This window comes from Lactobacillus xylocopicola (assembly GCF_033096005.1).
In the GTDB taxonomy this organism is placed as follows: domain Bacteria; phylum Bacillota; class Bacilli; order Lactobacillales; family Lactobacillaceae; genus Lactobacillus; species Lactobacillus xylocopicola.
Window position 1 is genome coordinate 722,206 of the sequence record NZ_AP026803.1, and the last position, 12,860, is coordinate 735,065.

11 protein-coding genes are annotated in these 12,860 nt (G+C 43.8%); 10 read left to right on the forward strand and 1 reads right to left on the reverse strand.

Features of this window, described 5'->3' with window-relative positions:
* The first annotated feature begins 2 nt into the window (after nucleotides 1-2).
* The 5 genes from R8389_RS03705 to yihA all read left to right on the forward strand — a co-directional run bounded on the left by R8389_RS03705 (nucleotide 3) and on the right by yihA (nucleotide 5,666).
* Nucleotides 3-836 (forward strand): tetratricopeptide repeat protein, encoded by an 834-nt coding sequence (locus R8389_RS03705; RefSeq protein WP_317638137.1) that lies wholly within the window; start codon nucleotides 3-5, stop codon nucleotides 834-836.
* 184 nt (nucleotides 837-1,020) lie between these two features.
* Complete coding sequence (gene tuf, locus R8389_RS03710; RefSeq protein ID WP_317638138.1) at nucleotides 1,021-2,211, forward strand: elongation factor Tu; 1,191 nt, start codon at nucleotides 1,021-1,023, stop codon at nucleotides 2,209-2,211.
* A 144-nt stretch (nucleotides 2,212-2,355) separates the two neighbouring features.
* On the forward strand, nucleotides 2,356-3,693 hold the full coding sequence (gene tig, locus R8389_RS03715) for a trigger factor (protein WP_317638139.1): 1,338 nt from the start codon (nucleotides 2,356-2,358) through the stop codon (nucleotides 3,691-3,693).
* 127 nt (nucleotides 3,694-3,820) lie between these two features.
* Nucleotides 3,821-5,092: an ATP-dependent Clp protease ATP-binding subunit ClpX gene (gene clpX, locus R8389_RS03720; RefSeq protein WP_317638141.1), complete on the forward strand. Its 1,272-nt coding sequence runs from the start codon at nucleotides 3,821-3,823 to the stop codon at nucleotides 5,090-5,092.
* Nucleotides 5,082-5,666 carry a ribosome biogenesis GTP-binding protein YihA/YsxC gene (gene yihA / locus R8389_RS03725; RefSeq protein ID WP_317638244.1) on the forward strand — a complete coding sequence of 195 codons (585 nt, stop codon included), beginning with the start codon at nucleotides 5,082-5,084 and terminating at the stop codon, nucleotides 5,664-5,666. Before clpX ends, yihA begins: the two co-directional genes overlap by 11 nt.
* Nucleotides 5,667-5,697: 31 nt before the next feature.
* On the opposite strand, the gene R8389_RS03730 is transcribed toward yihA, so the two are convergent.
* On the reverse strand, nucleotides 5,698-5,832 hold the full coding sequence (locus R8389_RS03730) for an SPJ_0845 family protein (protein WP_317638142.1): 135 nt from the start codon (nucleotides 5,830-5,832) through the stop codon (nucleotides 5,698-5,700).
* 163 nt (nucleotides 5,833-5,995) lie between these two features.
* On the opposite strand from R8389_RS03730, the gene uvrC reads away from it, so the two are divergent.
* The 5 genes from uvrC (at nucleotide 5,996) to R8389_RS03755 (ending at nucleotide 12,857) form a co-directional block, all read left to right on the forward strand.
* Nucleotides 5,996-7,798, forward strand: coding sequence for an excinuclease ABC subunit UvrC (uvrC, locus tag R8389_RS03735; protein ID WP_317638143.1), 1,803 nt, complete (start codon nucleotides 5,996-5,998; stop codon nucleotides 7,796-7,798).
* Nucleotides 7,799-7,874: 76 nt separating this feature from the next.
* Nucleotides 7,875-9,179, forward strand: coding sequence for a GTPase ObgE (gene obgE, locus R8389_RS03740; protein ID WP_317638144.1), 1,305 nt, complete (start codon nucleotides 7,875-7,877; stop codon nucleotides 9,177-9,179).
* 17 nt (nucleotides 9,180-9,196) lie between these two features.
* Nucleotides 9,197-11,116, forward strand: coding sequence for an acyltransferase family protein (locus R8389_RS03745; RefSeq protein WP_317638145.1), 1,920 nt, complete (start codon nucleotides 9,197-9,199; stop codon nucleotides 11,114-11,116).
* Nucleotides 11,117-11,128: 12 nt separating this feature from the next.
* Entirely contained in the window at nucleotides 11,129-12,070 is a 942-nt protein-coding gene (gene rnz / locus R8389_RS03750; protein ID WP_317638146.1) for a ribonuclease Z, read from the forward strand.
* Nucleotides 12,063-12,857 (forward strand): SDR family NAD(P)-dependent oxidoreductase, encoded by a 795-nt coding sequence (locus R8389_RS03755; RefSeq protein WP_317638147.1) that lies wholly within the window; start codon nucleotides 12,063-12,065, stop codon nucleotides 12,855-12,857. Before rnz ends, R8389_RS03755 begins: the two co-directional genes overlap by 8 nt.
* Nucleotides 12,858-12,860 lie beyond the last annotated feature (3 nt).

Sequence of the window (12,860 nt, forward strand, 5' to 3'; positions counted from 1 at the left end):
AAATGACCTCATTAAGTCAGCAAAACCTGCTTAACTTAGCGCAAAAAAACGAACGCCAAGGTGATCTTCTGACCGCGATTCAAAACGTCGAGGAAGCGCAGCAGGGAGAATATAGTCAGGAAGTCACTTTGCGGCTCTGCGACTTGTATCTCAAAAACCAGCAGGCAAATGCCGCCTACAGTCTGATTAAAGAAGAAAAGGATTTGTTTTCGGACCAGGCGATTCTGGCCACTTATAGCAAAATATTGCAAGCTAACCATTTTTTAATTGAAGCACGTCAACTGGAGAACCTAAGTCAAGGTGCAGTTGTAATTGCGGTGTCTGCTGCTACTCCTAGCGTCCAGCAGGAAATTATGCGGACTTTCAAACAAAAAACGCAGCCCACCCAGTATGACTACCAGCAATTATTAAAATTAGACGAAGCTAATTTTAAAAGTTTTGCACAAAGCTTGTTAATTGATCCAAGTTTGAGTTTTGCGGTGCGGCTTGCTCTTTGTGAAGATTTAATCCGCTTGGGAGTTGCGGACCAAGTCAAGGTACTGGTGTTAGGGGATGTAGCAACCTTTATTCCTAAGCAGACCAGTCTCTTAGAAAAGAATCCAATCTATCGGGAAGTGATTTACGGTATTGGGTCACGCTACTATCACCGGCCCAGCCAGATCCCGGCCGTCTTAGGTGAAGTTAACCTGATTTTAGGTAGCCTCTATCCTAAGCTTGACCAGTATGTGGATGAACCTGATAGTTTCGCCAGAGATATTGCTTCATATCTTGAAAAACACGATGGGCAAGGCAATCAAGAGCTGTTTGAAAAAATTGACCAATATTTACCGAAATAATTTGGTCAAAGGGGCTTTACTTTTTGAGGCTATTTAGTATAATATCAAAGGACGTTTTCATTAGGCATGGCGCTACGCATGAAAATACTAGGCATTTGCCAATGAAAGTAGTACAATATTCAACAGAGAACTATCCGTTACTTACTCAACGGACTTCTTGCAAATTTACAGGAGGGTCATTTTAATGGCAGAAAAAGAACATTACGTTAGAACAAAGCCACACGTAAACATTGGTACTATCGGTCACGTTGACCATGGTAAGACCACTTTAACCGCGGCGATTACTAAAGTTTTATCAGAAAAAGGTTTGGCTAAGGCTGAAGATTACTCAGATATCGATGCTGCGCCAGAAGAGAAGGAACGTGGTATTACTATCAATACCGCCCACGTGGAATATGAGACTGAAAAACGTCACTACGCCCACATGGACGCTCCAGGTCACGCCGACTATATCAAGAACATGATTACCGGTGCTGCCCAAATGGATGGTGCGATCTTAGTTGTTGCTGCAACTGATGGTCCAATGCCACAAACCCGTGAACACATCTTACTTGCTCGTCAAGTTGGTGTTGACTACATCATTGTCTTCTTAAACAAGACTGACTTAGTTGATGACCCAGAGTTGATTGACTTAGTTGAAATGGAAGTTCGTGACTTGTTAAGTGAATACGATTACCCAGGTGATGATGTTCCAGTTATCCGCGGTTCAGCTTTGAAAGCACTGCAAGGTGATAAGGAACAACAAGATGTCATCATGAAGTTGATGGATACAGTTGATGAATACATCCCAACTCCAGAACGTCAAACTGACAAGCCATTCTTAATGCCAGTTGAAGATGTCTTCACTATTACTGGTCGTGGTACTGTTGCTTCTGGTCGTATCGACCGTGGTACAGTGAAGGTTGGCGACGAAGTTGAAGTTGTTGGTTTAATGGAAAAGGTGCTCAAGTCAGTTGTTACTGGTTTGGAAATGTTCCACAAGACCTTAGACTCAGGTGAGGCCGGCGATAACGTTGGTGTCTTGCTTCGTGGTATCGACCGTGACCAAGTTTTCCGTGGACAAGTTTTGGCTGAACCTGGCTCAATTCAAACTCACAACAAGTTTAAGGGTCAAGTTTATGTCTTGAAGAAGGAAGAAGGTGGACGTCACACTCCATTCTTCTCCGATTACCGTCCACAATTCTATTTCCACACTACTGATATTACTGGTGAAATTGAATTACCAGAAGGTACTGAAATGGTTATGCCTGGCGATAATACAGAATTTACTGTTGACTTGATTAAACCAGCTGCCATTGAAAAGGGTACTAAGTTCACTATCCGTGAAGGTGGTCGTACTGTTGGTGCTGGTCAGGTTACTGAAATCCTTGACTAGTTCGTAAAGAAACAGTTTAAAAAGATGTACTTCTTCATAGAAGTACATCTTTTTTTGCCTAAATTTGTTTTTTGCGAGCGTTTAATGTAAGATTATTTAGTATGCAATGATGCAGTTAAACTTGACATTGGAGGTATTTAATTAATGTCTGTAAAATGGAATAAAACCGCTGAGACTACCGGTGAACTTACTTTTGATATTTCACAAGCCGAAGTTAAGCAGGGCTTGGACCAAGCGTTTAAAAGAGTAAAGAGTAATTTGCGTGTCCCGGGATTTAGAAAGGGTCATGTTTCCCGGGTGATCTTTGACCAATATTACGGAGAAGAATCACTGTACGAGGATGCCTTGAACATCGTCTTGCCTAGTGCCTATTCCGCTGCTATTAAAGAAGCAGGAATTGCAGCAGTGGGTCAACCCCAAGTCTTGCCAGTAACGATGGAAAAAGGTAAGGATTGGACCATGAAGGCTACCGTCAGCATTGAGCCAGAAGTTAAACTGGGCGACTATAAGGGCATTGAGGTGCCTAAGCAAAACACCCGCGTTTACGCAAAGGATGTTGACGCAGAACTTGAGCAGGACCGTGAAAAGAACGCTGAGCTAGTATTGAAAAAAGCGGCAGCAGTAAAGGGCGACACCGTAACGATTGACTACAAAGGAACAGTTGATGGTAAAGCTTTTGATGGTGGTTCGGCTGAGGACTATGCTTTAGAACTGGGCTCTAATACCTTCATTCCAGGTTTTGAAGATCAGTTAATTGGTCACAAGGCAGGCGATGACATTGATGTACTTGTAACTTTCCCGGCCGATTATGGTGCAAAAGACTTAGCGGGCAAGGAAGCTCACTTTGCAACCAAGTTGCACGAGGTTAAGTCCAAGCAGTTACCAAAGCTTGATGATGAATTTGCTAAAGACATCGACGATTCAGTTGAAACGCTTGATGAATTGAAAGAAAAGATCAAGAAGGACTTAAAGGCTAAAAAGGAAGAAGCTGCTAAAGATGCACTAGAACAAGCCGCAATTGAAGGCGCAGTAGCTAATGCTGAAATTAACGAAATTCCTGATGTAATGATTCAAGAAGATGTTAACACCCAAATGAATCAATACCTGGGTAACATGCAACGCCAAGGAATCAGTCCAGAGACTTACTATAAGCTAACGAATACGACTGAAGACCAATTGCGGGCTCAATTCAGCCAAGATGCGGCAGAGCGAGTTAAGACTAATTTAGTTCTTGAAGCAATTGTCAAGCAGGAAAAGATCAAGGCTTCGAAGGAAGAAATCGACAGTGAGATCAAGAATCTGGCAAGTGAATACAACATGGATGAAAAGACTGTTCGTAGTACTTTGTCTGATGACATGCTTGAGCATGATATCAACGTGCGTAAGGCCGTTGAACTAGTTGCGGACAATGCTAAGCAAGTTGCTAAGTCAAAGCCTAAGACCAAGTCCAAAGAAGAGACTGAAAAGGCTGACCAAAAATAGGGCTTAAAGAATAAAAATTAAACTTAAAAAGGTGGTTTTGCCCACCTTTTTATTTTTATAAGCAAATAATTCAAAGACTGGCGCTAATTATGATAACCTTAAATCTGAAGATATGAGGAGGAATATAATGGCATCACAGTTTACTGATCAAGAAGAAATAAAATGCTCTTTTTGTGATAAAACACAAGATCAAGTTAAGAAGATGATCGCAGGCAATGGGGTTTATATTTGCAATGAATGTGTTGCTTTATCCAAAAAAATAATTGATGATGAGTTGAAGTCTGACTCACTCAAAAAGGCCAAGGACTTGCCTAAACCAATGGAAATCAAGCAAGAGCTCGACCAATATGTGATTGGTCAGGAACGGGCTAAAAAGGTCCTGTCAGTTGCGGTATACAATCATTACAAACGAATCAGCCAGATGGATATTGATTCAACAACGGAGTTGCAGAAGTCAAACATCGCCTTGCTTGGGCCGACTGGTTCTGGTAAGACTTACCTAGCTCAGACGCTAGCCCGTATCCTCGACGTGCCCTTTGCAATTGCCGACGCCACAACTTTAACTGAGGCTGGCTATGTCGGTGAAGATGTTGAAAATATCTTGCTTAAACTGCTGCAAAATGCCGATTACGACATTGAAAGGGCTGAGCGGGGAATTGTCTATATCGATGAAATTGATAAGATTTCCAAAAAAGCAGAAAATGTTTCAATCACTCGTGATGTTTCGGGTGAAGGTGTCCAGCAGTCACTGTTGAAAATCCTGGAGGGAACTACTGCTTCAGTTCCACCACAGGGCGGACGTAAGCACCCCCAACAGGAGCTAATCCAGCTTGATACGACCAATATTTTATTTATTGTTGGTGGTGCGTTTGACGGGATTGAGCAGATTGTTAAAACGCGCTTAGGTAAAAAAGTAATCGGCTTCGGTGCCACTAATAAAAACCAAGTGCAAGATGATGACTGGATTGAGCAACTAACGACCGGTGATCTGGTTAAGTTTGGGCTGATTCCGGAATTTATTGGCCGGATTCCAATTATTGCTACGCTTAATAAACTTGAGAGCGCGGATTTAGTCAGAATTTTAACAGAACCCAAGAACGCTCTAGTTAAGCAATATCAAAAGTTGCTGGCGCTTGATCAAGTTGAACTAGACTTTGCGCCCGCAGCGCTAACGGCCATTGCGGATCTGGCAATTGAGCGCAATATGGGAGCTAGAGGACTGCGGTCTATTATTGAGAACGCCATGATGGGAATTATGTATAAAACCCCAAGTGAACCCAATATTGAAAAGGTTGAGGTTACTAAAGCGGTAATTGACGAGCAGGCTGATCCAGAGCTAACATATCAGGCATCTGCGGAAGAAGCTGATGAAGAGGTTAGGGCTGCAAATGATCATTAAGAGTAGCGATTATGCCATTAGTGCCGTCACTGTCAAGCAATATCCGGAGGATAACCTCCCTGAAATTGCCCTTGCTGGTCGCTCCAACGTTGGCAAGTCTAGCTTGATTAACTCACTGCTTAAGCGAAAGAACTTGGCGCGCACCTCGTCACAACCAGGGAAGACGCAAACGTTAAACTTTTATATCGTTAATGAGGACTTTTACTTAGTTGATGTGCCTGGATATGGCTATGCGAAAGTTTCACGGACGCAACGACAAAAATTTGGTGAGATGATTCAAGACTACCTTGAAACTAGGGCAAACTTGCGGGGGCTGATCTTATTAGTTGATGCCCGTCACGAACCGACCAAGGATGATGTCACGATGTACAATTATGCCATGACCTTGGACTTACCAATTTTGGTTGTTTGCACTAAAATTGATAAGGTCAAGAAGAGCCAAGAGAATAAGGTTCTGGCGACTTTGAAGCAGAAACTTAACTTGTCATACGATAACGTTGAAGTTCTGACCTACAGCTCGGTTAAAAAGACCCATGTGGATGAAGCTTGGTCGTGGATTGAGCAAAGATTGTAAAATAAAAATGACTCTTACATCAGAGTCATTTTTATTTATCTTTATTTTCTGCCTTGTTCTGATCGGGATTTTTGCTATTCCGCTTTTTCTTTTTATCATCCGGAACTGTGGCAAATTTGTCAAATAATTTTTCTAAGTCATCTTGTTTTTTGAAAGTTAAACCCATTTTTCTGCTTCCTTTCGTTTTTATTCATTATAAGCAAAAATGTTCCGCTAGGCCAGGGAAACTTTACTCGCCCCCGATGATAGAGTGTTTAGTAAGCTCAGAGTGAATTATTTGCCGGTATTTTATGTTAGAATTGATAAAGCAAATTTGGGGAGGTGATTTTTTGGCAAGTGCGTTAATTGAAAATAAGTTGAAGTTGCTACCGGCTAAACCTGGTTGTTACTTAATGAAGGATGTTAACAGTAAGGTAATTTACGTTGGCAAGTCAAAAAATCTACGGAGTCGGGTTCGTTCCTACTTTAAAAGTAAGCAAGTTGGACGCCGGGCCGAATTGGTACGGGAGATTCGTGATTATGACATCATTACTGTTTCTACTGATAAGGAATCTTTTTTATTAGAAGTTACTTTAATCAAAAAGTACCAGCCTTACTATAATGTCCAGCTTAAGCAGGGCACTGGCTATCCCTATATTGAGATAACGAATGAGCGTGATCCGCAGTCTAAGTTAACTAGTATTGTGCGCAAAGACGGAGGTTATTACTTTGGTCCTTACCCTAATGTTTATGCCGCCCAAGCGACACTGAAGTTTATCCAAAAAGTTTTTCCCTTGCGGCGGTGTAATGGCAAGCAGGGCCGCCCATGTCTATACTATCATATGGGCCAGTGCTTGGGGGCCTGCTTTAAGACCGTGCCCAAGGCGGAATATGAGGCTCAAATCAAAAAAATCAAGAGTTTTTTGAATGGTGATATTGCTTGGGTTAAGCAGGACTTGAAGCAAAAAATGGGGCTTGCGGCCCAAAAACTGGAATTTGAGCGGGCAGCAGAGCTGCGTGACCAGCTCAACTACATTGAGGAAACGGTCGAAAAGCAAAAAATCATCTCTAATGACAGTACCCAGCGTGACATTTTCAACTTTTATGTCGATAAATCCTGGATTTCTGTGCAAATTTTCTTTTTGCGGCAGGCTAAGCTGCTTAGACGTGAAACCAAGATATACCCGTTGACTGACACTAATGATCCAGAAAATAGTTTTGCCGCTTTTATTGCGCAATTTTACGGGCAGAGGAATCGGGTCCTGCCTAAAGAAGTCCTAGTACCGGCTGGACTAGATAATGAGGCCTTAAGTGAAGTATTAAAGGTACCGGTGAGAACACCCAAGCGGGGCCAGAAGCGGTCCCTACTAGAGATGGCCAAGGAAAATGCCAAGCTCAAGCTCGATGACAAGTTCCGGCTCCTTGAATTGGGGAACCGCAAGACTAAAGGTGCGCAGCAAGAAATTTTTGCAGCCTTGGGCTTGCCCTATGGTCAGGTAATTGAAAGTTTTGACCATTCACATATTCAGGGGACTGATCCGGTTTCTGCCCTGGTTGTTTTTAGGGATGGCGAACCGGATAAGAATTCTTATCGTAAGTATAAGCTGAAAGGTGAGGTCGAGCATCAAAACGGGGGCGATGAAGTAAAAAACACCCGTGAAGTTGTACGTCGGCGTTACAGTCGGCTCTTACGTGAGCACCAAGAATTGCCTGATCTGATTTTGATGGATGGGGGGCAGATACAAGTGGATGCCTGCGAGGATGTTTTGCGTAATGAGTTAAATCTTAATATTCCCGTGGCTGGCATGGTTAAAGATGATAAGCACCGGACCAACCATTTGCTCTTTGGTGATCCGCTTAACGGTCTGCCCATGAAGTTGATCCCGCTTGATCCCAAGTCCCAGGGTTTTTATCTGATGACCCGGATTCAGGACGAGGTTCACCGCTTTGCAATCACTTTTCACCGACGTACGCATGCCAAAAATGCCTTGTCGAGCAAATTAGATCTGGTTAAGGGAATTGGTCCCAAGAGTCGGAATAAGTTGCTGCGCCAGTTTGGTTCACTAAAAAAAATTAAGGAGGCCTCAATTGCTGAGTTACGTGCAGCAGGGCTGACGCTCACGCAGGCGCAGACGGTTAAATTAACCCTGTAAGGAACTAATTTTACCGGTGATCAACTGCCTTTTATGGTATAGTATTAAGGTTAGAGAAGACGGAAGGAGAATCTACATGCCGACATTTGTCGATCAAACTAAGATTGAAGTCCAAGCCGGTAAGGGTGGGGACGGCATTGTTGCTTTCCGCCATGAAAAATATGTTCCTAATGGTGGTCCGGCTGGTGGTGACGGTGGTCGCGGCGGTAGCATTATTTTTGTTGCTGACAGCGGTTTAAGAACCTTAATGGACTTCCGTTACCGACGCAAGTTTAAAGCTGATAGCGGAGAGAATGGCCGCATTAAGTCGCAGTATGGGCGCGGTGCCAAGGACTTATACCTGCGCGTGCCGGTAGGAACTACCGTCTATGATTTTGATACCAATGAAGAAATTGGCGATTTAACTGAAAATAAGCAGGAATTGCTAGTCGCACGTGGCGGTCGCGGCGGTCGTGGAAATATTCATTTTACGACTAGCGTCAATACGGCCCCTGAAATTGCCGAAAATGGCGAACCCGGTGAAGATCGGGTTTTGCGTCTGGAGTTGAAAGTCTTGGCTGATGTCGGTTTAGTTGGCTTTCCTTCTGTGGGTAAGTCAACCTTGCTGTCGGTAGTTACCAAGGCCAAACCCAAGATAGCAGCCTATTCCTTCACTACCCTGACCCCCAACTTGGGAATGGTTATTTTGCCTGACGGGCGGGATTTTTCGCTAGCGGATTTACCTGGTCTGATTGAAGGTGCAAGTCAGGGAGTTGGTCTGGGCATTCAGTTTCTGCGGCACATTGAAAGAACCAAGGTGATTCTGCACCTGGTGTCAATGGATCCCAATAATGGGCGCCAGGCATTGACCGACTATCAAGCTATTTGCAAGGAGTTGCTGACCTATGATGCAGATCTGGAAAAGCGCCGCGAGTTGATTGTTGCCACCCAGCTTGACTTGCCGGGTTCAGCGGAAAAACTAGCTGAGTTTAAGCAGGAACTTGAACAAGCTGGGATAAACAAGCCGGTATATGCAATTTCTAGTGTTACGCACCAAGGTGTTGATCACTTGATGCAGGATACGGCTACTCTAGTTAATCAGGTTGAACAAGAACAGGTACCGGCTGCGCCAAGTCCAAAGCAAACGGTCAAGGAATACAAGTACCAGGCACCAAAGAAGCACGAGTTTACCATTAACCAGCTTGCTGACCACGTCTTTGAGGTTAAGAGTGCCAGTCTGGAGAGACTGGTTGAACGGACAAACTTGGATTACCAAGATGGGGTTATCCGGCTTGCCCGCAAGTTGAAAAACTTAGGTGTCGATAACGAGTTGCGAAAAAAAGGAGCCGTTGATGGCGACGATGTAATCATCGGCACTTTCAATTTTGAATTTGTGCAATAAAGAGAAAAGTTAGAAAAATGAAAAAAAATCGGTTTATTACGGGATATTCTGGACTTAGAGCATTGGCAGTTGTTGGGGTGATTTTGTATCATCTTGAGCCCGATACTTTTGTTGGTGGGTATCTTGGTGTACCGATTTTTTTCGTTTTGTCGGGTTATTTGGTTACGTGTCAGATGTTAAAGGCCTTTGACAAAACTGATTTTTTTGATTATCAAAAATTTTATTGGGCTAGACTAAAAAAGCTCTATCCGGCAATGATTTCGGTCTTATGGTTGTCTGCGGCATATATTTTGCTGTTTCAGCGTAATCTGCTGGCAAAATTAGGTCAAATTGTCGGGGCCAATCTGCTCAATGTATATAACTTTTGGCAAATTCTAAATGGGCAGAGTTACTTTGCCCGGTTTGCCTATAACGAGTCCCCGTTCACGCATTTGTGGACAATGTCAATTAACGGACAATTTTATCTTCTATGGCCGCTGGTTATCTTTCTCTTGTTCAAGTATGGTCAAAAGAAAAGAAATATTTTTGGGGCCCTGCTAATTTTGTCGCTGGCTTCTGCGCTTGAAATGGCCGTTTTGTATCGGAGCGGAACAGACATTAACCGGATATATTACGGCACGGATACCCGCTTTTTTGCTCTAGGTTTAGGTGCTAGTATGGCTGCGGTTTGGCCTCTAGATAAACTGAAAACTAAAATACAACCAAGAGATGTCTATCTCTTGGATATTGTGGGTCTGATTGCCTTAAGCGGAATGATTATTTTATTCTTTAGTCCAAGCATGAATGCCGAAACAGCTTTTCCATACACTGGTGGGATGTTGCTGTTTACGGTTTTGACTACGTGTTTGGTAGGAATTACTGCGCACCCTGGTAGCCACTGGAACAAGTGGTTGACCAATCCGGTTTTTACTTGGTTGGGTTCGAGAAGCTATGAAATTTACCTCTATCAGTTTCCGGTGATGATCTTTTTTGAAAACAAGGTAACTGATATGGCGGATCATGTGTTCTTATATCATCTTATTGAAATTGTCATCATTCTAATTCTAAGTGAACTAGCTTATCGCTACATTGAGCGGCCACTTGGTAAAGTAACGTGGCCAAAAACCAAGCAGTACTTTGCTAGGGTGGTCAACTACCGGAGTAAAAACTACTTGCTTAAGCTCCAGACTTTGCTGGCCGTAGTTGTTTTGCTAGTGGGTAGTGTTGCAATTGTAGTTTCACCAACGGTCAAGGCCGAAGATTACGAAAAGACGCCACTGGCGCAACGAATTCGGGTCAACCGGCGTCAACAGGCCAAGACCAACCGGGCATTGATTTTAAAGTTGAAAAAAGCCAAGAAAAAAGCCCAAAAAAAGCATAAACTAGTTAATGAGGCACAACGAGCCGCCAAAAAACATCCGGTAAACAAACAGTTTGTGAAATATGGCATCGCGCAAGTCGATCTGCAATTAAGTCAGAGAATTTCTTTGACCGCGGTAGGGGATTCGGTTATGGCCGGATCAAGCAACGATTTATCAATGATGATGCCTAAAGCAGTAATCGATGCGGCTGTCTCACGGCAGCTAAATATGGCCTCTCAATTGTTCAGCAGTTACCAGGCACAGCATATCCTAGCTGATAATATCCTCATTGGACTCGGTACCAACGGTAGCTTTTCCATGGCGGATATTGATCATTTAATGAAGTTGTTGGGCTCCCAGCGGCAGGTTTTTTGGGTCAATCTGCATGTGCCCAATCGGCCGTGGCAAAATCAAGTTAACAACCTGTTAGAGCGAGCAGCCCGGCGGTATCAAAACTTGACGATCATTGACTGGCACCAATACTCAGCCCAACATCCGCAGTGGTTCTATGAGGACAATACTCATCCCACGCCGACTGGATCAAAGTATTACAGCGCCTTGATCGTGAAAACGATTGTTGAACACGCAAAATTTTAGAATAGGAAACATATGGAGTTACAATTTTTAGGTACAGGAGCAGGCCAACCATCAAAAAAGCGAAATGTCTCGAGCATTGCTTTAAAAATGCTGGATGAAATTAATGAAGTCTGGCTCTTTGATGTGGGTGAGGCAACGCAGCACCAGATTCTGCGGACCAACATTAGATTGCGTAAAGTAAGTAAAATTTTTATTTCACATAATCATGGCGACCATATTTTTGGGTTGCCAGGCTTGTTGGCAACCCGGTCATTTCAAGGTGATGTGGGACCTCTGACGATTTATGGTCCGGCGGGGTTAGAACAATTTGTTAGAACTGCTTTAAAGGTTTCGCGGACTAAGATTTCTTATCCCATCAAGTTCGTGAATCTGGAAGAGGGAGGTCTTATCTTCCAGGGCCAAGGCTTTAAGGTTTGGACGGAAAAACTCGCCCACCGCGTTCCTAGCTTCGGCTACCGGGTAGTTGAGGAAGCTCGTCCAGGTGAGCTTTTAATGGACCAGTTGGCGCAGTATAATGTACCTAACGGGCCATTACTAGGTAAACTGAAGAATGGCGAGCAGGTCACACTAGGCGACGGCACAGTATTGGATGGTAAGGACTTTTTAGGACCCAGCAAGGCGGGACGGATTGTCACAATTATCTACGATACTAGGTCGACGCCGGCAATTGCCGAGTTGGCCCGTGATGCGGATGTGTTGGTTCATGAATCGACCTTTGCCGGTGATGAGGCTGATCTAGCTCGTTCGTACTATCATTCGACTGCCGTCCAAGCAGCTAAGGTGGCACGTGATAATGGGGTTAAGCGTTTGTATTTGGACCATATTTCGGCTAGATACTTGGGCGTTAAGGCCAGAAAGTTAGAAAGCCAAGCAGAGAAAGTTTTTCCCAATACGAAATTAGCCAATGATTTTGATCGGGTTGTGATTCCAATGAAAGGTGAACAAAATGAGTGATTCTTTAAGAAACAAGGTTGTAATTGTGACAGGGGCTTCCAGCGGAATTGGTCGGTCAGTTGCCCTAGAGAGTGCAGGCCGCGGGGCCACAGTTATTTTGCTGGCTCGGCGTAAGGACAAGTTAGAGCGGATTGCTGCTGAAGCGCACGAGTTATCAGGCGCGCCAGCTTATGCCTTTGTGACCGATATGAGCGAGAGCGAAGAGATTGATGCGACTTTTACCGAGATTGTCAAAGTAACCAAGCACGTTGACTACCTCGTTAATTGTGCTGGCTTTGGTCAATTTGGTAACTTTATTGAAATGAACCGGCGGGTCATTACGTCAATGTTTCAGGTCAATGTTTTGGGGCTAATGTATTTCACACGGCTGATTGGTCGGCTCATGATGGACCAAAAGAGCGGTCAAATCGTTAACTTTGGTTCGATTGCGGGTAAGGTGCCAACGGTTAAGTCGGCGGCATACAGTGCTTCCAAGGCAGCCGTAATCCAATTTTCTAATGTGTTACGTCTAGAGTTAAAACCATTTGGCGTGAAGGTAATGACGGTCAACCCGGGCCCAGTTTATACCAACTTCTTTAATATTGCTGATAAGAGTGGACACTATGTCGAAAACGTGCAAAAGTTTATGCTCGATCCAGATGATGTTGCCTGGCAGGTTGTTCATTACTTTGGTAGTAGTAAGCGTGAACTTAATTTGCCACTTAGTCTGGCTCTGGCTGCGAAGTTATATAACCTCTTTCCCACGATTGGTGATGAGTTGTCAATTAAGTTTGCATCAAGGAAGTAGTAA